The 22,792-nt window shown below is 67.7% G+C and carries 13 protein-coding genes; all 13 read right to left on the bottom strand.

From position 1 onward, the window contains the following. Nucleotides 1-161 precede the first annotated feature (161 nt). Complete coding sequence (locus KB201_RS11110; RefSeq protein ID WP_058250940.1) at nucleotides 162-1,712, bottom strand: acyl-CoA carboxylase subunit beta; 1,551 nt, start codon at nucleotides 1,710-1,712, stop codon at nucleotides 162-164. Between the two features lie 50 nt (nucleotides 1,713-1,762). Next, complete coding sequence (gene pks13, locus KB201_RS11105) at nucleotides 1,763-7,093, bottom strand: polyketide synthase Pks13 (RefSeq protein WP_058250939.1); 5,331 nt, start codon at nucleotides 7,091-7,093, stop codon at nucleotides 1,763-1,765. Between the two features lie 116 nt (nucleotides 7,094-7,209). After that, nucleotides 7,210-9,111, bottom strand: a complete 1,902-nt coding sequence (fadD32, locus tag KB201_RS11100) for a long-chain-fatty-acid--AMP ligase FadD32 (RefSeq protein WP_058250938.1) — start codon at nucleotides 9,109-9,111, stop codon at nucleotides 7,210-7,212. 257 nt (nucleotides 9,112-9,368) lie between these two features. After that, complete coding sequence (locus KB201_RS11095; protein WP_058250937.1) at nucleotides 9,369-10,379, bottom strand: LLM class F420-dependent oxidoreductase; 1,011 nt, start codon at nucleotides 10,377-10,379, stop codon at nucleotides 9,369-9,371. 234 nt (nucleotides 10,380-10,613) lie between these two features. Continuing rightward, the gene (locus KB201_RS11090) at nucleotides 10,614-11,627 is read right to left on the bottom strand and encodes a cutinase family protein (RefSeq protein WP_058250936.1); all 1,014 of its coding nucleotides are present in this window, start codon (nucleotides 11,625-11,627) and stop codon (nucleotides 10,614-10,616) included. Nucleotide 11,628: 1 nt separating this feature from the next. Further along, a complete protein-coding gene (locus KB201_RS11085) occupies nucleotides 11,629-12,165 on the bottom strand; it encodes a DUF732 domain-containing protein (protein WP_058251122.1) in 537 nt (178 codons plus the stop codon). Nucleotides 12,166-12,435: 270 nt separating this feature from the next. Next, complete coding sequence (locus KB201_RS11080; protein ID WP_058250935.1) at nucleotides 12,436-13,959, bottom strand: alpha/beta hydrolase-fold protein; 1,524 nt, start codon at nucleotides 13,957-13,959, stop codon at nucleotides 12,436-12,438. A gap of 472 nt (nucleotides 13,960-14,431) precedes the next feature. Next, entirely contained in the window at nucleotides 14,432-15,421 is a 990-nt protein-coding gene (locus KB201_RS11075; protein ID WP_004021369.1) for an alpha/beta hydrolase family protein, read from the bottom strand. A 382-nt stretch (nucleotides 15,422-15,803) separates the two neighbouring features. Beyond that, nucleotides 15,804-17,891, bottom strand: a complete 2,088-nt coding sequence (zomB, locus tag KB201_RS11070) for a flagellar motor control protein ZomB (RefSeq protein WP_058250934.1) — start codon at nucleotides 17,889-17,891, stop codon at nucleotides 15,804-15,806. Beyond that, nucleotides 17,878-18,798: a decaprenyl-phosphate phosphoribosyltransferase gene (locus KB201_RS11065; protein WP_058250933.1), complete on the bottom strand. Its 921-nt coding sequence runs from the start codon at nucleotides 18,796-18,798 to the stop codon at nucleotides 17,878-17,880. Before KB201_RS11065 ends, zomB begins: the two co-directional genes overlap by 14 nt. Continuing rightward, nucleotides 18,795-19,580 carry a phosphatase PAP2 family protein gene (locus KB201_RS11060; protein ID WP_374193914.1) on the bottom strand — a complete coding sequence of 262 codons (786 nt, stop codon included), beginning with the start codon at nucleotides 19,578-19,580 and terminating at the stop codon, nucleotides 18,795-18,797. Before KB201_RS11060 ends, KB201_RS11065 begins: the two co-directional genes overlap by 4 nt. Next, nucleotides 19,564-21,504: a glycosyltransferase gene (locus tag KB201_RS11055; RefSeq protein ID WP_211539287.1), complete on the bottom strand. Its 1,941-nt coding sequence runs from the start codon at nucleotides 21,502-21,504 to the stop codon at nucleotides 19,564-19,566. Before KB201_RS11055 ends, KB201_RS11060 begins: the two co-directional genes overlap by 17 nt. Then, entirely contained in the window at nucleotides 21,505-22,713 is a 1,209-nt protein-coding gene (glf, locus tag KB201_RS11050; RefSeq protein WP_058250931.1) for a UDP-galactopyranose mutase, read from the bottom strand. Between the last annotated feature and the right edge of the window lie 79 nt (nucleotides 22,714-22,792).

Raw genomic sequence — 22,792 nt, 5'->3', positions numbered from 1 at the left:
GCGTCGTCACGAAGGGGTCTTCGCGACCCGAGTCACCAAGACCCTTCGTGACGCTCGCAAGCTCGCTCCTCAGGGAGCAGGGGATCTGCAACTTTCTCGGATCAGGGAGCGGAGGGCGGTACAGGTAGCGCTCGCACCTCAGAGCGGAGCGAGGCCCGTCGCTAGATCGGCATCAGGAAGTGCTTGCGCGGGGTCTTGAGGACCTCCTTGTCGCGCAACTGCGCCAACGCCTTGCGGAGCTGCAACCGGGTCTCGGCGGGTTCGATGACCGCGTCGACGTAGCCACGCTCGGCGGCGAGGTAAGGGGTGGCCATCATCGTGTTGTAGAAGTCGATGAACTCGCGGCGGATCTTGTCCGCCTCGGCGGCCGAGAGACCTTCGGTCTGGCGTCGGGTCAGCACCGCGGCCGCCGACTCGGCGCCCATCACCGCGATCTTCGCTGTCGGCCAGGCGAAGTTGACGTCGGCACCGAGGTGCTTGCTGCCCATCACCGCGTAGGCGCCGCCGTAAGCCTTGCGCAGCACGACGGTCACCTTGGGGACATCGGCTTCGACGTAGGCGTACAGGAAGCGGCCGGAGCGTCGGATGGTGCCCTTCTGCTCCTCCGCGAGACCCGGGAGGATGCCCGGGGTGTCCACCAGGAACACCAACGGGATGCTGAAGGCGTTGCAGATGCGCACGAAACGCGTCGCCTTCTCCGACGAGTCGGTGTCGAGCACACCCGACATCACGCTCGGCTGATTGGCGACCACACCCACCGACCGGCCGTCGACCCGTGCGTACCCGGTGATGATGTTGGGCGCGAACAACTCTCCCACCTCGTGAAAGGCGCCGTCGTCGAACAGCTTGATGATGATGTCGTGCATGTCGTACCCGGCGTTGTCGTTGTCGGGCATGAAGTCGTTGAGCGACAGATCGGACTCGGTGATCTCCGGCTCGAGACCCGGGTTGACGACGGGCGGCCGCTCGTAGGCACTCGACGGCATGTACTGCAGGTACTCACGGACCCAGTCGAACGCGGACTTCTCGTCGGGGGCGACGTGATGGATGTTGCCCCACCGCGCCTGATTGTGCGCGCTGCCGAGGTCCTCGGCCGAGATCTCCTCGCCGTTCACCTGTTTCAGCACATCGGGTCCGGTCACGAACATGTACGACTTGTCCTCGACGGCCACCAGGATGTCGGTGTTGGCGGGGGTGTAGACCGCGCCGCCGGCGCACTTGCCCAGGATCACCGAGATCTGCGGCGCGAGACCGGAGAGCAGATCGTTGCGGCGACCCATCTCGGCGTACCACGCGAGTGAGGTGACGGCGTCCTGAATCCGCGCGCCGGCCGAGTCGTTGATACCGACCATCGGGCAGCCGATCTTGCCCGCCCACTCCATCAGCGAGGCGACCTTGCGGCCGAACATCTCACCGACGGTTCCGCCGAAGACCGACTGGTCGTGGGAGAACGCCGCCACCGGGCGCCCGTGCACCAGCCCGTGTCCGGTGACCACGCCGTCGCCGTAACCACTCTCGGCCGCACCCGGCATCTTCGCCAGCGCACCGATCTCGACGAAGGTCCCGGGATCGAAGAGCATGCTCAGACGCTCACGCGGAGAACAGATCCCCTTCGCCGCGCGTTTCGCGAGCGCCTTCTCGCCTCCCGGCTCGCGAGCGGCCTCCAATTTCTGACGGAGGTCGGCGAGCTTGCCTGCGGTGGTGTCAGCCACGGTGTCTCACTTTCTACGCGACCACTGATTGACGATGAGCAGCCGTGCCGCTACTGCTCATCGAGCCGTCCGACCCGCGCGGCCAGGTCGTTGCCGATCTTGGCGATGTACGGCTCGTCGACGATCGAGAGGTGGTCACCGCCGACGTGGATGATCTCCAGGTCGTCGACGACCTCACCCCAGCGGCCGTCTTCGTCTATCTCGGCCCACTGCGGTTCGAGTTCGACGGCGCCGGCGTGCATCTTGTCGGCCCGGTACAGCACGACCTTGCCGTCGTAGGGTTCCGGCGCGATGCTGCTCAGCACGCGGTTCTCGATGAACGAGGTCCGCTGGTGTTCGATGATGCCGCCGGGGATCTTGGTGCCCGACATCGACATCATCTCCATGATGATCGCGAACTGCCCCTCGTCGTCGGCCTCGACGAGCCGATCCATCGGGATCGGTACATCGGGGTCGAGGTCGTAGTTGCGGATCGCGAACTCCTTCCAGCGCTCGAGCCGCGCCCGCTTGCTGTCCGGCGTCTCGGTCATGTCCGCGCGAGGGCGCACCACGTCGATGAGGCCCACGAAGGCAACTTCTTCCCCGGCCTCACGCAGGAGTTGCGCGACGCCATAGGCGAGCGCACCGCCGAAGGACCAGCCGACCAGCACGTACGGGCCGTTCGGCTGCAGCTCACGCAGGCGCGGAAGGTATTCGCGCACACGGTCTTCGATCGATCCCTCGACTCCACGGTCGAAGCCGATGACGGGCCGGTCCGCCGGCAGACGCTTCAGCAGCGCCTCGTAGGCGGAGGTGTTCCCGCCCGCGGGATGGAACAGCAGGATCGGCGTAGGATCGCCGGCGGACGGGTCATAGACCTTCTTGCCGTCCGGGACGAGGCGCAGGTAGCGCAGGAACCCGTCGGTCGACGCGCCGGCATCGAGATGCTCGCGCACGTAGTTCGACATCTCCTCGATCGTCTCGGAGTCGAGGATGTCCTCGACGTCGAGATCTCCGCCGGTACGCTCGTTGAGGCGATCGGTGAGCTGCTGGGCCACGTCCTCCGACAGCACCGGCAGCTTGTTGAAGATGCCGCCGGCCGAGGCCTTGGTGACCACCGCGTACGTGCCGAAGGTCAATCGCTCGGCGGCATCCCGCGGCGGCACGTCCGAGCCGGCCGCCTCGGCGACGGCCCGCTGCGAGGTGATGTCGGTGGCCGGCTTCGGGGTTGCCGCGGGAGCGGCCGACTCCTCGACCGCCTCCTCGCGTGACGACACCTCCGGTTCGGGCGAGTTCGCGACCGCCTGCTCGACGTCGGCCAGATCCTCGGCGATGTGCCGCTTCGGCTCCGGCGACTGCTCGCCGGGCTTGTCGGACTGGCCGGCCGGTGCGGAGGCTGCCGACTCACCACCGCCGGCGTTCTGCTCGTCGATGTAGGCATTGAGCGCCGCGGTGTCGAGTTCGCCACCGCCGGCGGCATTCTGGGCGAGATCGTCGAGCTGATCGCGATGCGTCACCGCGAAGTCGACGAACTTCTCGACGTCGGCGAGGTTCGCCTGGCGCATCGCCTGCAGTTGCAGCTGCGGGATGTCGAACTCGTACTCGACGCGGTTCTTGATCCGCACCGCCATCAGCGAGTCGAGACCGAGCTCGATCAGCGGGATCTCGCGCGGCAGGTCCTCGGGGTCGTAGCCCATGGACTCGCCGACGATGATTGCGAGCCGATCACCCACCGTCTCACCGGATTCGGGACTCCATCGGTTGCCGATGTCGTCGACGACGTCGTCCTCGACGACCACCGTGTCATCGGCGAACACCTCGGCACCGGACCGTTTCGGGGCTGCGGGCGCGGCCGTGACCTCGCCTGCGGTGTCGTCGAGGTCACCGGTCACCGCCGCCTCGAACAGCAGCTGGAAGTTCTTGTCCGCCTTGGCGTGCACGGTCACCGCCGCACCGCCGGGATGCGGGCTCAGCGTCGTCGTGAGGGTTCCCGATGCCGGGATGGCGCTGTGCGCGACCGACGCCCCGACAGCCGCATTCGCCAGGACCTGGGCCGCCGCGGCACGCACCAGTTCACGCGGATCGGTGACCGCGGCCGCGTTGACCTCCCAGGCGTGACGGCCGTCGGGCAGTGCCACGTGCGATCCCGGGACCGTGCCGGCCGAGCCGCCCGAGGAGATCTTCGCGGTGAGCCAGAACTCTTTGCGCTCGAAGCGGGTACGCGGAATGGCCGCGTGACCACCGCGACCGAACAGCGACGCGACGTCGACCGGATGTCCGTGCACGTAGAGCTTCATCAGCGCGTTGACGAGTCCGTAGCTCTCGTCCTCCTTACGCCGCAGCGTCTCGATGAGCTCGGCGTCGTGCAGCCCAGCCGAGAAGGTCACCGCGGCAACGGAGATCAGGACGGCCGGGTTCGGCGAGAGCTCCAGGAAGGTGCGGTGGCCGTTCTCGACCGACTTCGCGATCGCCTGGCTGAACCACACGCTGTGGCGCAGGCCCTTGGTGAAGTAGTCGATCGTGTGGACGGGCTCGTGGCCGGCGCGGTAGAAGACCTCGCGGTCGACCGAGCTGTAGAACCCGGTGGTGGGCCGCAGCGGCGTGATACCGGTGAGCTCGTAGGCCAGTTCACCCAGCAGCGGGTCCATCTGCGAGGTGTGGCTGGCGCCCTTGGTAGCCAGTTTGCGTCCGAGCTTGCCCTCCTTCTCGGCACGCTCGACGATGGCGTCGACCTGCGACTCCGGTCCGCCGATGACGGTGTGCGTCGGAGCGGCGTAGACGCAGATCTCGAGGTCGGGGTAGTCGGTGAGGACGTCGGTGATGTCCTCGGCGCTGTACTCGACGAGCGCCATCAGGCGGATGTCGTCGCCCTGGAGCATCGACTCGCCCTCGCCCATCAGGCGCGAGCGCTGGCAGATCACCCTGGTCGCGTCTTCGAGCGAGAGGCCGCCGCTGATGTACGCGGCCGAGGCCTCGCCCATCGAATGCGGCACGAGCACACCGGGTTCGGCGCCGTGGTGCCGCAGGGTGTCGGCGAGCGCGACCTGGATCGTGTAGATGCCGACCTGGCTCTGCTCGATGCCGTAGGTCTGCTCGTCGTCGACGAACATCTCCGCGATCGAGTACCCGAGCTCGTTCTGCACCAGCTCGTCGACCCGGTCGACGTACTTGGCGAAGATCGGGTTCTCGGTGTAGAGCTGCTTGGCCATCTTGCGGTGCTGCGAACCGAATCCGGAGAGCAGCCAGACCGCGGACGCGGCGTCGGGCGAATCCGACGAGTAGACAAGCGGATTGCTCTTGCCCTCGGCCACCGCACGGACGCCGGTGATCGCGTCGTCGTGCGTACGGGCCATGACGACGGCGCGCGAGCGTCCGTGGTTGCGGTGTGCCAGCGCGCGGCCGATGTCGGCGAGCGGCGTCGACCGTCCCTCGTCGGACTCGAGCCACTCGAGCAGGTCCGCGGCGGTCTTGCGCCGACGCGACGGCAGGAAGCCCGAGATGACCAGCGGCACAACCGAACCCTCGACCGCGCACGGTGCGAAGCCGGCGGCCGGATCCGACGCGGTCTCTTCGATCACCGGATCGACGTTCTTCGCCTGCGCGGCGAGCACGGCACGCTCGGCCTCGGTCAGGTAGACGTCGTCGTCGAGATCGGGTTCGTCGACGAGCGACGCCGACGCCGGCAACTCGGATGCGCCCGCATGGCCTGCGGGCGCGGACGCCGGCGCGAGATCCTCGGGCCGCACCTCGCGGACGACGACGTGCGCGTTGGTGCCGCCGAAACCGAATCCGGAGACACCGGCGACGGCATGACCGGAATAGCGCGGCCACTCGGTGGCCTCCGGGATGACCTTGAGATTGTTGGCGTCGAACTGGATGTACGGGTTGGGGCCGCTGTAGTTCAGCGACGCCGGGATGGTGCCGTGCTGCATCGCGAGCACGACCTTGGCCAGAGCACCCGCGCCCGCGGCCGACTCCATGTGGCCGTAGTTCGTCTTGACCGATCCGAGCAGCATCGGCGAGCCGGGGAGGCGTCCGCGACCGACCACGCGGCCCAGGGCGTCGGCCTCGATCGGATCGCCGAGGATGGTCCCGGTGCCGTGGGCCTCCACGTAGTCGACGGTGCGCGGATCGATCGCGGCGTCGGCATAGGCGTCCCGCAGGACGTCGACCTGCGCCTCGGGGTTCGGGGCCGGCAGGCCGTTCGAGCGACCGTCGCTGTTGACCGCCGAGCCCGCGATGACCGCGAGGACGTCGTCGCCGTCACGACGCGCGTCGGACAGTCGCTTCAGGACGAACAATCCGCCGCCCTCGGCGCGGATGAATCCGTCCGCGTCGGCGGAGAACGCCTTCACGTGTCCGTCCGCCGCCTGGGCGCCGATCTTGTCGAAACCGAGGGTGGCCGCCGGGTTGATGATCATGTTGACGCCGCCGGCCAGCGCGAGGTCGGATTCGCCGGTCCGCAGGCTGCGGACGGCCTGATGAACGGCCACCAGCGACGACGAGCACGCGGTGTCGAGGGCGATCGACGGCCCGCGGAAGTCGTAGAAGTAGGACACCCGGTTCGCGACGATCGCGGTGGAGGTGCCGGTCAGCGCATACGCGGCGGTGTCCTCGGCGCCCTCGCTCAGGCCGAGGGTCGCCAGCAGCTGGTAGTCGTTCGTGGAGGAGCCGATGAACACACCGACCGGAGCGCCCTTGAGATCGCTCGGCGGGATGTGCGCGTGCTCGAGTGCCTCCCAGGTCAGCTCGAGCGCGAGACGCTGCTGCGGGTCGACCATCTCGACCTCGCGCGGGCTCATCTGGAAGAAGTCGGCGTCGAAGGTGCGGACGTCGTCGAGGTAACCGCCCTTGGTGTTGGCCGCGTCGAGGATCTCGACGAGCCGGGGATCGGACCGGAACTCCGACCACCGATCCGCGGGCAGGTCCGAGACACCGTCGACGCCGGCGATCAGCGCGTCCCACGTCGACTCGGGCGTCGTGCCCGACTTCGGGAACCGGGTCGAGAGCCCGACGATCGCGATGTCGTCGTCCGCGTTGCGCTCGCGCCGCCAGAAGGTGTCCGCATCGCCGTCGGCGCCCTCGTCGGGATCGCCCTCGATGATGCGCTGCGCGAGCGTGGCGATCGTCGGATGGTTGTAGACGACCGTCGCGGTGAGGATCACCCCGGTCTTGTCCTCGACGTCGGCGGCGAGCGCCACGGCGTCGCGAGACGAGAGACCGAGCTCCTCCATGGGACGGTCGACGGCGATCTGCTCGACGGGGAGCCCGGTCGCCTGTGACACCCACTCGCGCAGCCAATCACGAAGCTGGTCGACAGTGAGGTCACCGGCGGTCTCGCCATCGGTGCCGGCCGCGGCGGAATCGATACTGCGGGCCTCGTCGGTATTCAGTTCAGACATCGCTTCCAGACTACTGATCTCGGGGCACCTGAACTGGTGCCGGGTGCATTATCAGCCCGCGGGGTGTCCGGGCGCGGCAACTCGACGCACTCACCCCGCCCGGGTCCGCAGATTCGCTACTCGGCGTCCGGGAACGCCGTCTGCTTGTAGCCGCCCCGGAGACTGCCGTCGATGTAGGCCGCACGGGTCGCGCGCCGCGCGATCTTGCCCGACGACGTGCGCGGGATCGAGCCGGCCGGAACCAGCAGGACGTCGCGGACCATCACGCCATGACGCTGGGCCACCGCGGCACGCACGGTGTCGGCGACCTCCTGCGGGTCGGCCTTGCGGCCGGGTCCGCGCTCGGCGACGATGACCAGTTGCTCGGACGCGTCGTCGGCGTCGGGCTTCAAACCGCTGCCGGCGAACTCGAACACCTCGCCCGGCAACTGATTGGCCGGCACCGAGAACGCGGCGACGAAGCCGGGGCGCAGCGCGTCGCTGGCTTCCTGCGCGCTGTACTCGAGGTCCTGCGGGTAGTGGTTGCGGCCGTCGACGATCACCAGGTCCTTGACTCGCCCGGTGATGTAGAGCTCACCGTCGAGCCAGACCCCGAAGTCGCCGGTGCGCATCCAGATCGCGTCCGCGGGCGCACCCTCGGCGTGACTGTTCTCCGGGAGCGGGGTGACGAGCTTGTTGTGGAATGTCTCCTCGGTCTCCTCCGGCTTGTTCCAGTAGCCGGCGCCGATGTTCAGACCATGCAACCAGATCTCCCCGACATGGCCGTCGGGCTGTTCGGTCGCCGTCTCGGTGTCGACGATGGTGGCCCACTGGCTCACCGCGACCTGACCACACGACACCTGCGCGACCGCGTTGGGCGCGTCGGAGTCGACGAGGGTGAAACTGCCGGCGTTGAGGTCGTCGCGGTCGACGTAGACGACCTTCGCCTCGTTCTCGCGCTGCGTCGCGGACACGAACAGCGTGGCCTCGGCCATGCCGTAACAGGGCTTGATCGCCGTCTTCGGCAGCCCGTACGGCGCGAACGCCTCGTTGAACTTCTTCATCGAGCTGACCGTGACCGGCTCCGACCCGTTGATCAGACCGATGACGTTGGAGAGGTCGAGCTCCTCGCCCTCCTTCGGCAGACCGCGCGCGGCGGCGTGCTCGAAGGCGAAGTTGGGAGCCGCGGCGAAGGTCTCCGCGCCGTCGGCGGCGGCGGCGAGCTCCTTGATCCAGCGACCGGGACGGCGAACGAAGGCCTGCGGGCTCATGATCGTGATGTAGCGGCCGCCGAGCGCAGGCAGGATCACGGTGAGCAGACCCATGTCGTGGAACATCGGCAGCCAGGTGACGCCGCGGGCCTTGCGATCGATGCCGATGGTGTCGGAGATCTGCAGCACGTTCGCGGCGACCGCCTGATAGGTGATCTCCACACCGGCCGGGACGCGCGTCGAACCCGAGGTGTACTGCAGGTAGGCGACGGTGTCCTTGTTTTTGTCCTGACCGGCGACCGGTGCCACCCAGCTCGACCCGACCGAGTCGGGGACGGCGTCGACGGCGATGACGCGCGGTCGCTCCTTGGCCGGCAGCGGCGCGAAGAAGTCACGCACCGCCTCGGCGGACTTCGTCGAGGTGAGGATCGCGGTCGGCTTGCAGTCGTCGAGGACCGCGTGCAGTCGGTCGGTGTGTCCGGGCTCGTCGGGGGAGAACAGCGGGACGGCGACGTTGCTGGCGTAGAGCGCCGCGAAGAACCCGATCACGTACTCCAGCGACTGGGGCGCGAGGATCGCCACGCGGTCGCCCGGCTTGGTGACCTGCTGCAGACGTGCTGCGACGGCGCGGAGTCGCTTGCCGAACTGCGCCCACGTCAGATCCTGGGGCTCGCCATCGCGTTCGCGGCTGTAGTCGATGAACCGGTAGGCCAGTGTGTCGGCCTGTTCGCGGACGTTCTGCTCGACGTAGTCGACCAGGGTCGCTTCCTCGGTGAAAGAGATGTTCCCGGTCTCATCGAGAAAGTCTTCGAGTTCAGTACTCAGCATTCATTACTCCTGTGCCCCCTCGTGGACTCCCCCACGCGGGCGCAGTTCTCCGGCGAGGTCTTGGCGACACCACCACGCAGTCCTGCTGTCCACGTCCTGTGCCGACCGCGGGATACGGTAGCGCACGTCCAGTTACCCAACGAAAAACTCGCGTTCGTCATGCTCGGCTTCGCATGAGCGCGCGTCGCCCTTCGACGCGCGCCCCCGGGTTCACCGACCCGTCACCTCGCTGTTGACTCGCGAGACCGTCGGCCATCCTACTCCCCCTTCAATTGCGCCAGCACGGGCGCAAAAGCATCCATCTGCGTGGGGAACACCCCTACGTAGGACATGGTGGTGCGGCGGCGCACCTCCCGGATCTGGTCGGCGATCTCGTCGAAGCTCCCGATCGCGATGTACGGCGAGGTCAGCACGTCGTCGACGGTGAACTCGGTGTCGTGCGCGATGTTGGGCGGATAGCCCTGTTCGAGCGCCTTCAGCGCCATCTCGGCGGTGGCGACCCGATCGTCGGTGATGACGATGACAGCGATCGTCCAGTTCAGTTCGAGCTCGTCGAACCGGTCGCCGGCGACCTGCCGGATCCGGTCGACACGCTCGGCGGTCTTCTCGATGGTCATGTCGGACAGCTTCATCTTGCCGTCGGTGGTGGTGCCGGGCGCGACGGAGATGATGTCGGCGTGCTTGGCGGCCAGGGCGAGCATCTTGGGTCCACCGCCGCCGACGGCGATCGGCGGACGCGGTCCCTGCCGCGGCCGTGGACTCCCCTCGAGGCCGTTGATCTGATAGAACTCGCCGTCGAAGTTCACCGTCTCCCCGCGCATCAGGCCGTCGAGGACGGTCAGCGCCTCGTCGAGGCGACGGATGCGGACGCCGGGCGACTCGAATTCGATGCCGGCCTTGTCGAACTCCTCTTTCATCCACCCCGCGCCGATGCCCAACTCGAGTCGTCCCCTGCTCAGGACGTCGATCGTGTTGGCCTCCTTGGCGAGGAGGGCGGGATGACGCCAGCCGTTGGCCAGCACCGAGGTCGCGAGGCGGATCGTGCTGGTGGCCTGCGTCAGCGCGCCGAGGGCCGCGAGCGGACCGACCTGGTTGCCGAGGTGGTCGGGCACCGCGAAGGTGTCGTAACCGTATTCCTCGGCCGTCTGCGCCAGCTTGACGAACTTGCGGGCACCGCCCTCGTCCTTGTTGCCCTCACCACCCGCGCCGAAGCGGAACCTCCGCAATCCGGCCGAGGTGGCACCGGCATCGCTCGGGGGTTGCGTCATCGCTGTCCTCTCATCGTGATCGCCGGCTGGTGAGGTCGCGTGCGGCGTCTGCGGCGCACTGCGGTGTTCCTCGGGCCAGCCCAACACGTTAATGCAGCGTGACGGCGCCGCCAAACGAATCGGCCGCAGCCGCGACAAGAGGTTACCGGCCGGTTAGTTCGACGATGCGGGCGGTCGGGTGAGTCGCGTCTGAAGACGCTTCTATCCGGTCAGCCGTGACCGGCAGGCTGCCGGTCAGTTGTGCTTCGGCTGGGGTGCGTCCTCGATGAGATCCTTGGACCAGTCGTACATCCACTGGGTCGCGGTCTGACCGTCGTTCTCCCAGTAGCGGGTGGTCGCGTACATCGCGTGGACGGGGTTCGACGCCGCGTTCGCCAGCTTCGACACCGCCGCCAGCGGGTTGACGATCGTCGGCGAGTCACAGATGAGATCGCCCGGGGCGCAGATGGATTGAACCCGGTCACGGAGGTCGCCGAAACCGCCGGTGCGCGGGCCGGTCATGGAGATGCCGGGAACGAGGTTGCCCATGCCGCCGAGCGCGATCTCGGCACCCACGCCGTTCGGGCTCGGCTCGATGTCGTTCTGCTCACCCGGTTGGCGCCGACCGTCGGCGATCAGCCCGACGCCCAGCACGAGATCCTGGTCACCGTCCTCGAGGACGCCCCGGCCGTTGCCGATGTTGCTGGCCAGATCGCCGGCGATGACCGCACCCTGACTGAATCCCATGATCACGTAGCTCGTCAGCGGGCAGCGTTCGTTGGTGGAGATGATCTTGCCCGCCGCGCGCTTGTACCCCTGCGTGCGTGACACGTTGTAGTCGGCCTGCCGGTCGGCGAGGTTGGTCGGATTCCGGAACTGCGCCGTGTAGGGAACGGTGTAGATCTCGCTGCGGGACGAGTCGAAGTCATTCGAGAGGGCACGCGACACGCGCAGCATCAACGAGTTCGGATTCGCCGACGGCGCGTACGGATCGTCGTCGGCGCTGGACTCCCAGGTCCCGGGCACGACGACGGTCAGGACGTCCGGGCAGTCCGCCGGCTGTGCATCCGGCCGTTCTTTCGACGGCGGGGTCGTCGACGGCCCGCCGGGGCCGATCGGCGCGGGTCCCGGAGCCAGCCACACCAGGACCAGCACGACGATGAGCACGATCGCGATGACCGCGAGCGCGAGGAGGAGCAGCGCGAAAGCGCCGAGCCGCCGGACGGGACCCTTCCGGGTGCGGCCCGCGGCGTTGCGTCGAGCGGCCACGTCAGCAGTAGTGCTGTTCGGCCGCGCGGATGACCTTGTCGGCCTTCGAGTTCGCTTCCTCGACGTTGTCCGCCCCCGGACCCACGGAGGCGGTGACGAAGGCCTTCACCATGCTCGGGTCGGTGCCCTTCTGCTTGGCACCACAGACGTACTTCGCCATCGTCAGGGCCACTGAATTGTCGTTGTCACCCATGAACGTGACGTCCTGCTGCTTCAACGCGGCGAGATACGCGCGGGCCTTGTCGTCGAGCGGCTGGCCGCTGGGTCCGGGGAAGCTGGCCGGGACCTTCGTGCTGGGGTTCGGTTCGGTCGCCGGCAGCTCCGACGTGCCGCCGGGCGTGGACGGGGTGGTCTCCTCGGATGTAGAACCCGGCGACGCGCTCGTCGAGGGAGCGGCCGAGTACAGCGATGTCGTCGTGACCGGGTTGTTGGTGATCGGCGCACTGGCCGTCGAGTCATCGGCGCAGGCCGACACGGACCCGAGCGCGAGAGCGAGGCCCGTCACGGCCAGCACCAGCCGCACACACTTCGTTGTCATCGCCACTTCCTGCCGAACCTTTCGGGTCGAGATCAACGCACCGCCGGACGGTCTCGTCCGGCGACACTCACGTCCGGCCTGCGGCCGATCGCAACGCAGGGGCACCCTGCATCGCACACCACGTCAGGCTACCGTCCGCGCGGGGCCGTTCCGGCCGCCGCACCAGCACCACCTGCGGTAACGGTCCGATTCCTCAGCGAAGTTTCAGGCCGTACACACGTGGGGTCGAGGTTGGGGCACCGTCGGCGCCCCGCCCCCTCCATCTGACCGTCACTTCAGGACCTTGGTGCCGTCCTTCGCCGTCCAGGTGATCCGGCCGTGCTCGAAGTGGTTGACGCGGCCCTTGCCGTCGCGGGTCGGGAGTTCGTCGGTCGTCGGCTTGCCGAGACGTCCGCTCGGTCCACCGGCAGCGACGTAGGCGCCACCGATCGCGCCGGTGACGATCTTCGGACCCTTCGGGCCGGTGAACATGCGTCCGCCGGCGAAGTCCTGTGCCTTGCCACCGGCAACCGCGTACGACGGGGTGAGGCAGCCCCCGAGCGTCGCCTTGTTGGCGTCCCAGACCTTGCGGAAGGCGCCGTCGACGCGGCATGCGACCGCGTCGCGCGACAGTCCGAGTGCCGCGGCGGCCTGCGGCCACGCCTGCATCATCTCGAACTCCCAGTACGGCCAGGTGTGGGTGCCCGACGGCCGGTAGTTCGCCTGGCCCGGAATCCCCTTGCGGTTCAACTGGATCGCGAACTGTTGCGAGGTCACGCGGCTCAGCATCTCGAGTCCGACGCCGGAATAGTTGGTCGCGAGCATCGGGATGTCCGACGGCTTGTCGTGCGGCCCGACCATGCCGTTGCCCGAGGAGACGTACAGGCTCGTGCCCTGCAGTTTGTCGACCATCAGATAGGGGTCGTGCTCTTTCCACGCCGGATCGGAGGGCGGGCCGAACATCTTCATCGAGTCGTAGCCGCCACCGTCGCGCACCGCGAACTGGATGGCCTGCGGCATGCCGAACGAACTCAGCTGCAGGATCCCCGAGAACGACGCCGCGAACTTGTAGAAGCCGGGATTGCGCGCGGCCAGCATCATGGCCGCGGAGCCACCCATCGACAGGCCCTCGATGCCGCGGACGTCCGTGGAGCGCCAGTCGTTCTCCAGGATGGGCGGCAGTTCCCGCATGAGGAACGTCTCCCACTTGTAGTTCTTGCCGCGGTCAGGTTCCTTCCAGTCGGTGTAGAAGCTCGACTCACCACCGATCGGCAGGATGACGTTGACGTTCTTGTCCTTGTAGAAGTCGACGATCTTGGTGTTGATGATCCAGCCGCTCTGATCGTCCTGCGCGCGCAGGCCGTCGAGCATCGTCAGCTGCGGGAACTTCTCCTTCGGCTTCGCGTGCCAGTCACGGGCCAGCAGGATCTGCACCTGGATGTTGGTGTTCATCGCCGGCGAGTAGACCCACAGGGCCACGCGCCGGTCGGTGTACCAGTAGGTGTTCGTCACCCTCGCCGGCTGGGCGGCCGGCTCCGACGCCGGAGCGACCGGGGCGCGCGAGTTCGGTGGCGCGGGCGCGGGAGCGCTCGGCGACGCCGGGGGCGCGGGCGGGGCCGCGGGGGCAGGCGGGGCCGGAGCGGGCTCGGCGCCGGCGAGACCGTTGCCGATGACCAACACCGCGGCGGTTGCCAGCGCGACCACGGCCGCCGTCACCGGGCGAAGGGTCGCCCGACGACCGGCCGGGCGCGCGTCACCCTGTCCTGCGTCAGCCGGTCGCGCGTCGACCCTGCCTATACCACTGTTTCGCCGCATCACTCTCCAGAACTCCTTCGCCCCTGTACGCCGGCGCCCGCAGCGTCGTGACCGATTCCCCGTCAGTCACACATGCCTCATGAGTATCAAACGCCTCAGGAGTTTCTTACACGGCGCAGCGAGACATGTCCGCACGCCACGCTGTGACACGTGGGATTTTTGTGACAGTTGATATCCCGGCCTGCTCCCTGAGGAGCGCCCGGAGCCTGCGGAGGGCGCGGCTGCTTCTGCTCCCTGAGGAGCGCCCGGAGCCTGCGGAGGGCGCGTCACGAAGGGTTTGGCGACGTCATCTCACCAGGACCCTTCGTGACGGCCTCCGCAAGCTCCGGCCTCCTCAGGGAGCAGTGGTTGGGCTTGTCGTGGTCCACGACGGCCGTCATCCCGCAGATACCGAGGAGCGAGCTGACACGACGACGCCCCGCCCGGAAACCCGGGCGGGGCGTCGTGTGGCCGGCGAACCGGCGATGTCAGATCAGCGGAAGAACCCGCGGTTCTTGGCGTTCCAGATCATGTCCTGCCAGTAGCCCCAGGCGTGGGTGCCGTTGGCGTAGTAGGTCATCAGCGGGACGCCCTGGACGAAGGCCGCGGCCTCGAAGGCCTTGGACTGCGTGAAGGCGAGCAGCTCGAGGGTCGAACCCTTGAACAGGTCGTCGAACACGTTGGGCAGTGCGTTGTAGCGGCCGAACAGACCGTTACCGGAACCGACGAAGACCTTCATTCCGCGCATCAGGCCGATGTTCCAGAAGGGATCGTTCTGGAACCAGCGGATGCTCCACGGCGGGCCCCACATCGCGTCGATGTTCCACGGCTTCGGGTCGACGTCGAGCATCGCGAGGCGCAGCGCGGTACGCATGCCGGGTGCGCTCAGGAAGTTGTAACCCGAGAGCGAGCCGGCGCGGTCGAAGTGCTGGCGGTTCTGGGCACCGAGGACCAGAGCGGCGTTACCGCCCATGGACAGGCCCATGATGGCGTAGCGCTTCGACGGTCCGACGCGGAAGCCGCGGGCGTCGAGCGCACTGATGAGAGTCCGGCTGATGACACAGTTCCAGCGGTACCGGTAGGGCTGCCGGTTGAAGTTGCTGGGTGCGTCCCAGTCCGTGTAGAAGCTCGCGGGTCCACCGATGGGCTCGACGACGTTGACGCCGGACTTCACCATCTCCTGGACGTTGGTGTTGATCTCCCAGCCGCTGTAGTCGTACTGGGCGCGCATGCCGTCGAGGAGGATGACGGTCTTGTAGTTGCCGGGCTTCTTCCAGGCGCGGACCTTGACGTTCGGCATCCCGCAGCCGTTGACCCAGAACTCCTGCTTGCCGACCTGCGTTCCGCCGATCCGGGCGTTGGCCTGGCCGGCGACGACGCCGGTCAGTCCCACAACTGTCAGGATGGCGACGAAAGCGGCGATCAACCGGTTGCTCATCCGGTTGCGCGCAGGCCTCGGCGCCTCGGTGGCAGCTTCACGCATGTACAGAATCTCCCTCTTCAGCCGATCGGCCGGAACTCATGGTCCCCGGTGGCCTACCGGTCCTTGTGCGTCACACATTTTTCGTCCCCCGGCTCATTGCGCGGCGCGACGTCGTCCACGAGTCGTTCTCGCATGCGATTCACCGTCGGCGAGCCTATTCGATGCCCCCGAACGTGACAAACCATGTGATCGCGATCACAACCCCCGTCACTTCGACGTCCCAGCAGTTCAGAACGCCTCAGTCACGACCTTTCTATCGGCCGCGCCCACGGGGACGTTACCGATCCGAGATGTTCGACGGCAACTCCACAGGTTCGACCCCGCGTTTTCTCGGGATTCTCTTGGTGTCGTGTGGTTGGGTGCCGCGCCCGGGCGCGCGTCACTAGCGCGGGTTCACCGGCGGTGGCATCTCCAGGCCGCAGCGCTGGATCTCGTACTCCGGCTCACGCTGGATGCGATAGCTGTTGAAGATGAACGCCTGACGCAGGTTGTGCTTGAAGCGGTCGAAGGACCACGGCGCCTCGAACGAGGCGAACCGGTCCTTGGTCTCCGGGCACTGCAGCGCCACCTGGGCCTGACGGACCAGGTCCTCGTCGAGATAACCGGGCAGCACGGGGCGGCGCGGGTATGCCCCGGCCTCGGCGACGACCCACTCGCTCGGCAGGATCTTGTCGTGGCCGATGCGGCCGTCCTCGAGACGCTCGGTGTGTGCGGCGAGCGGGTACGCCAGACCCATCTGGTCGATGACGCGCACATCCAGCGGGGCGTTCATGCTCGTCATGCCGAGGTTGAGGAAGTAGACGGTCACCTGCCGCTCGGCACCCTTCGGCATCACGCCGGGAAGTTGCGCCACGTACCACTCGTCGTAGTTGAACGACGGCAGGATGACGCCGCCGTCCTCGCGGTACTCGTCGATCTTCTCGACCATCGCGCTCATGCGCGGATAGTCGAGGTAGTCCTCGGCCGTCACCGGGTTCTCGTTGCCCATGTTGGTGACGTAGAAGCGGCGCTCGTCGACGATGCCGCTGCGTCCGATGTCGATACCCGCGTTCGGCAGCACGTTGGCGTGGGTGGAGACCGCCCACACGACGACGGTGATCCACATGGCGCTCATGGCGACCGCGCCGACCAGTTGGGCCCGCGCGCGCCGGCGGTCGGCGGGGTCGGGTGCGGTCACCGGTGGAGCGGCGTCGTCCACCGGGTCGGAGATCACGGACTCGGAGTCCGTCGACGGCCGGCGACGGAACGCCGCACCGACGTGGGCGGGAATCGTCACCGGCACGACCATCAAGGGCAACAGGGTGATGAAGATCGGAACGAGCAGCACCCGGCCGTGCATGAAGTCGCCGCCCTGACGCATCCAGTAGACGATCAGCACGATGCCGGCGAGGACCACGACGGTCACGACCGCGGTCGAGGACTGCAGCCGGCGCGACCATCCGGCGAGTCGCGACGGCCGGGTGTCCGTCGTCGAGTCGGCCGTTGCGTCACCCGAATCCGCGGTCGCGTCGGCACCGGTGGCGTCGGCCCTCGTCGACCGCATGCGGCCGCCGACGACCAGCAGCACCCCGGCCACCGCCGCCAGGACGACCGGCAGCACGAGCACGTAGGGGCCGAAGAGGTTGGTCAGGTAGGCGAAGCCCTGGTCCCACTTGGCACCGCTGGCGTCCTTCGCGACCGCGGGGTTGGGAACCAGCAGGGCGTAGTAGCCCATGCGGAAGATCTGGTAGCCGACCGGCAGGGTCCCCGCGACCACGACGACGCCCAGACGCATCTTCCAGCCGAGGGGCGCGAAGAACACCAGCAGCAGGACGAGGCCGCCGAGGATCGCCAGTTCGGGCCGGATCAGCGGCGCCAGACCGGCGGTGAAGGCGAGTACGAGCGTGGCCGCCGCGCTCCTGCGGCTCGTGCGCGGGCCGCGCCGCGCCCAGGCGACGAGCTGGCACCACAGGACGGCCGCCCAGAAGATGCAGAGTCCGTTCTCGAGCCCGCTCGTGGCGAAGTCGCGCGCGGGCGGAATGGCGATGTAGATGACCGCGCCGAACGGCAGCAGCAGGGTCCAGCCGTCGCCGGTGAGCCCGCCGATGCGTGTCCCGAACAGTCGCGCGCTGCCGTACATCGCGATCGGGATCGCGGCGACCGAGCACACCAGCGCCACCCAGAGCGCGACGTACTCGAGTTGACCGTCGGTGATCCACGCCCAGAACCACAGCAGGTAGGTCCAGGCGGTCGAGGTGTTTGCCTCGACCCGCTCCCCGGCGTTGAAGACCGGACCGTTGCCGGCGAACAGGTTGCGCAGCGTCCGCAGGACGATGAGTCCGTCGTCGGCGATCCACCGGCGCTGCCACGCACCGATCGCGAAGAACGTCGTGACGACGGCGGCCCCGACGACGAAACTGACGGCCGCGACCTTGGTGCGGCCGGTCGTCAGCGCCCGGAATCCGGTTGGCGATCCGTCAATTGACTGCATAGACCGCGACACCCACACACACCAGCCACGCCACGGCGAGCAGCTGCAGGACACGATCGCCGAGCGCGATCTCCTCGGGCTCGCCCGCCGCACCACCGTCGACGTCGACGGCGTAGCGCAGGATCGCCACGGTGAACGGCACCATCGAGATGGCGTACGCGACGTTGGTGTCGTGGTCGGAGCCCTTGTCGAAGGCCCACAGGCCGTAGAAGATCACGACCGCGGTCGCCGACAGGGTCCACACGAAGCGCAGGTAGGTGGTCGTGTAGTACTCGAGGGCCTTGCGGATCTTGGCGCCCGTGCGTTCGGCGAGCTGGAGTTCGGCGTAGCGCTTACCCGCCGCCATGAAGAGCGACCCGAAGGCCATCACGAGCAGGAACCACTGCGACAGCACGATCTCGGCGGCCACACCACCGGCGATGGCGCGCAGCAGGAAGCCCGACGACACGATGCAGATGTCGATGACGGCCTGGTTCTTCAGGCCGAAGCAGTAGCCGAGCTGGATCACCAGGTAGATGGCGATGACGACGGCCGTCTGCCAGTTGGCGAGGAACGCGATGCCGATCGAGCCGACGAGGAGGACGACGGCGAGGACATAGGCCAGGGTCACCGGGACGACGCCGGCCGCGATCGGCCGGAACCGCTTGGTCGGGTGGTTGCGGTCGGACTCGACGTCCATCGCGTCGTTGACCAGGTAGATGCTCGACGCGGCGAGGCAGAAGGCGACGAAGGCGATACCGGCGGAGCCCAGCACCGAGACGTCGGTGATGTTGCCCGCGGCGAGCGGAGCGGCGAGCACCAGGACGTTCTTGACCCACTGCCGCGGCCGGACGGCCTTGATCAGCCCGGACGTCAGGTTCTTCGGCGGTCCGAGAACCTTCCCGTGCTCGATCGGCTCCTCGCTCATGCACTCTCCCTGTGTCGTGTCACCCGCGCGATGACGGGGGACGCGGCAAGACGCAGCGTCCCGCCGGGGACCGCGGCCGTCAGGCCGAGCCGGGCCAGGACGCGCGCCGCGCGGCGGGCACGTCCGGACGCCTGGTCATTCCGGGTGGGTTCGAGCAGCACCTTATCGCCCGCGATGACCGCCGCTGCGCTCGCGGCACCGATCGCGGTACCCGCGGTGACGTCGGTCGGGTAGTGAACGCCCAGCACCAGTCGGGACAGCAGCATCGGGGGGACCAGCACAGCGGGCAGCACCTTCGGGTCCCAGCCGGCGGCGCGGCCGATGAGGATCGCTGCCGCGGTGGTCGAGGTGGCGTGTGAGGACGGGAAACTCAGTTTGCTCGGCGTCGACACCCCGATGGCGATCGCCGGGTGTGCGGGCCGTGGGCGGCGCACGATCCGCTTGATGATCACCGACGCGGCGTGCGCGCCGAATGCGCCCACTCCCGCCTCGAGCCAGAGCTGTTGCGCCCGTACGTCACCGCGGCGGCGGGCCAGGGCCCACCCGGTCCCCGAGATCGCGAGCCAGCCCAGCGCGTGCTCGCCCACGTGCGACAGTCCGCGCGCGGCCGGACGGACGCCGGGGCGGCCACCGATCCCGGCCTGGATGGCCACGAGGGCCTTCTCCTCACCGTTCAGGGGACGCGGGGTGTCGTCGGCCGGGACCTTCCCCGTCTCCGCACGGTCCTCCAGGACCGTGTCGCCTCCGCTGCCGATCACCGGACCATCAGATTCCGAAGACACCCGCCCAGCTCTCCTTCGACGTCAGGTCGCGGTGTGCGGACCTGTACTGCTGCTTCATCTCCGGGAACTTGTCCTGCAATTCCTTCACGAGGGCAAAATGTTCCCGGGCGAGCTCGATCATCTTCTCGCGGTCGCGCTGCCGGTAGACGACGCCGCGGCCGTCGGCGGTGGTGACCGTGACACCGTCGACCCGTCCGAGGGAGAACCATCGCGCCTCGATCGGTGGGAAGTTGGCCTGCGGCACCTCGTGATGCCGGGGATCGGCCGGGCGGACATTGTTCACCACCGCGGCGGTCAGCGCCTTGATCTTGCTGATCGGGTTCAGCGGTATCGAGGTCCCGAGATGCGTTGCCTCGCCCGAGGTCCGCGGCAGCTCGGTCGCCGAGGGGAGGACGACCGCGTCCGGATACTGCTTGCGCATCTGCGCGACCTTCGGCAGCGCGGTGGGCAGCAGACTGCGGATGTGATCGGGTCCGGCGAGGAAGTCCCGGATCGCCTCGTTCTGGATCGCGACCGTCGAATACTCCAGGCAGAGAAGGTGTTTCGCGGTCGCCTTGGTCATCGACCGGACGATCCCCTTGATGGGACCGTCGTGGTGGATCGACGCGACGACGAGCCGGTTGCGCAGGTGGAAGTACGCCTGCCAGTCGATCGCGTCGTCCTTGTCGCTCCAGGCCATGTGCCAGATCGCAATACCCGGCACGGTGGCGGTGGGGTAACCGGCCTTCGACGCGCGGAGTGCGAACTCCCAGTCGTCCCACTTGATGAACAGGGGCATCGGGAGGCCGATCTGCTCCGCACATTCGCGCGGGATCATGCACATCCACCAACCGTTGCCCTCGACGTCGATCCGCCGGTGCAGGTTCTTCGAGTTCTCGCGGTCGCGCAGTGGGTGTTTGGAGAAGTTGTGGTCGTACTCGACGAACGGCGCGGCGGTCCACATGAAGGTGTCGCGCCGGATCACCTCACCCATGCAGTGGAGGTGACTGCGGTCCTGCAGGTTCAGCATCTGACCGCCGACGAGCATGGGCGCCTTGGCGAATCGCGACATGGCCAGCGCCCGCAGGATCGAGTCGGGCTCGATCGCAATGTCGTCGTCCATGTAGAGGACGTAGGGCGAGTCGGTGAGCCGCAGCGCCTCGTACATGATGCGCGCGTATCCGCCGGAGCCGCCGAGGTTGCCCTGGTCGAAGATGTGCAGCCGGTCGCCGAGAGCGGCCGCGGCCTCGGTGTAACCGGGTTCGTCGACGACCTTCTTGGTGCCCTGGTCGGGCATCATCACCGCGTCGATCACCTCGTCGACCATCGGGTCGGAGGTCAACGCGGCCAACGCGTTCACCGCGTCGGTGGGGCGATTGAAGGTCGGGATGCCCACCGTCACGCGCTTGGTTTCCGCGTCCGGGGTCGGCGCCTCGACGGGCGCGTACCAACCGGCGGAGACGATCTCGGTGTCGGTGTCGGTGGTGACGTCGAACCAGATCCAGCCGCCGTCTTCGAAGGGGCCGAGATCCAGCTCGAATTCGACCACGCCGCGGCCGGTTTCGTCGGTGTCCACGAGGTCACCGCCGATGCCGATACGCGACCCGTCGATCTTGGAGCGGTACAGGTCGACACGGCAGGTGCCGATCACCTCGACTCGGAGCACCACGGAGTCGAGGATGCTCCAGCGGCGCCAGTAGGCCGCGGCGAAGGCGTTGAAGTAGGTCTCGAAGCTCACCTCGGACTCGGCACCGAGGAGCACCGAGGTCCGGCTGGGGGCGTGCGCCCGGCGGTTGTTGCTCTCGGACTCCACGACGTACAGCGACCGGACGTCGAGGGGTTCGCCTGCGCGCGGGAAGATCACCCGCTGCAGAAGGGCTTTCGCCTTCGACGGCCCCACTCCGGCGTCGGGGATGTCGGATTGGTTCACGGGAGTCACCGTCATCTATTCGGCTCCTGCGGGGTCGGCCACCAGCGGCGCACCATCACGCAGATGCGGTGCCAGGGTGTTGTCGAACATGGTGAGCGCACTCGCGATCGCCATGTGCATGTCGAGGTACTGATAGGTGCCCAGGCGACCACCGAACAACACTCCGGCACTTGCGGTCTCGGTGCGGGCGAGGTCACGGTAGGTGGTCAGCATCGCCCGGTCCTCGGGTGTGTTGATCGGGTAGTACGGCTCGTCGTCGTTCTCGGCGAACCGGCTGAACTCCCGCATGATGACCGTCTTGTCGTCGGGGTAGGAGTCCCGCTCGGGATGGAAATGTCGGAACTCGTGGATACGGGTGAACGGGACGTCGGCGTCGTTGTAGTTCATCACCGGTGTGCCCTGGAAGTCGCCGGTGTCGAGCACCTCGGTCTCGAAGTCGAGTGTGCGCCAGCCGAGTCGGCCGGCCGAGTATTCGAAGTACCGGTCCACGGGGCCGGTGTAGACGACCGGGGCGTCGGGACTGTCCGCGCGCAATTGCTCACGGACGTCGAACCAGTCGGTGGACAGGCGCACCTCGATGCGGTCGTCGGCCGCCATGTTCTCGAGCCACGCGGTGTAACCGTCGACCGGTAGACCCTCGTAGGTGTCGTTGAAGTAGCGGTTGTCGAAGGTGTAGCGGACCGGAAGCCGGGTGATGTTGCCCGCGGGCAGTTCCTTGGGATCGGTCTGCCACTGCTTGGCGGTGTAGTGCTTGATGAACGCCTCGTAGAGCGGGCGGCCGATCAGGCTGATCGCCTTCTCCTCGAGGTTGCGCGCCTCGGCGGTCTCGATCTCGCTGGCCTGCTCGGCGATCAGCTTCCGCGCCTCGTCGGGACTGAAGTAACGGCCGAAGAACTGGCTGACCAGCCCGAGGCCCATCGGGAACTGGTAGGCCTGCCCGTTGTGCAGGGCGAACACCCGGTGCTGGTAGCCGGTGAAGTCGGTGAACTGGTTGACGTACTCCCACACCCGCTCGTTGGAGGTGTGGAACAGGTGCGCCCCGTACTTGTGGATCTCGATGCCGGTCGTCGGCTCGGCCTCGGAGTACGCGTTGCCACCGAGGTGGTCGCGCCGATCGAGCACGAGGACCCGTTTGCCCAGCTGCGTCGCGGCCCGCTCGGCGACGGTGAGGCCGAAGAATCCGGAGCCGACGACGATCAGGTCATAGCTGCTACTGGTTGCCACGGGTCCTCAGGGTAACGGACCCTCCCTGAGTAATCTCCGAGCAACGTGGCCTGGCACGGAAGCCGGGTATTGTTTCGAA

The sequence above is a fragment of the Gordonia sp. SCSIO 19800 genome (assembly GCF_018132775.1).
Taxonomy (GTDB): Bacteria; Actinomycetota; Actinomycetes; order Mycobacteriales; family Mycobacteriaceae; genus Gordonia; species Gordonia hongkongensis.
This window is presented reverse-complemented; position numbering and strand designations above follow the sequence as displayed.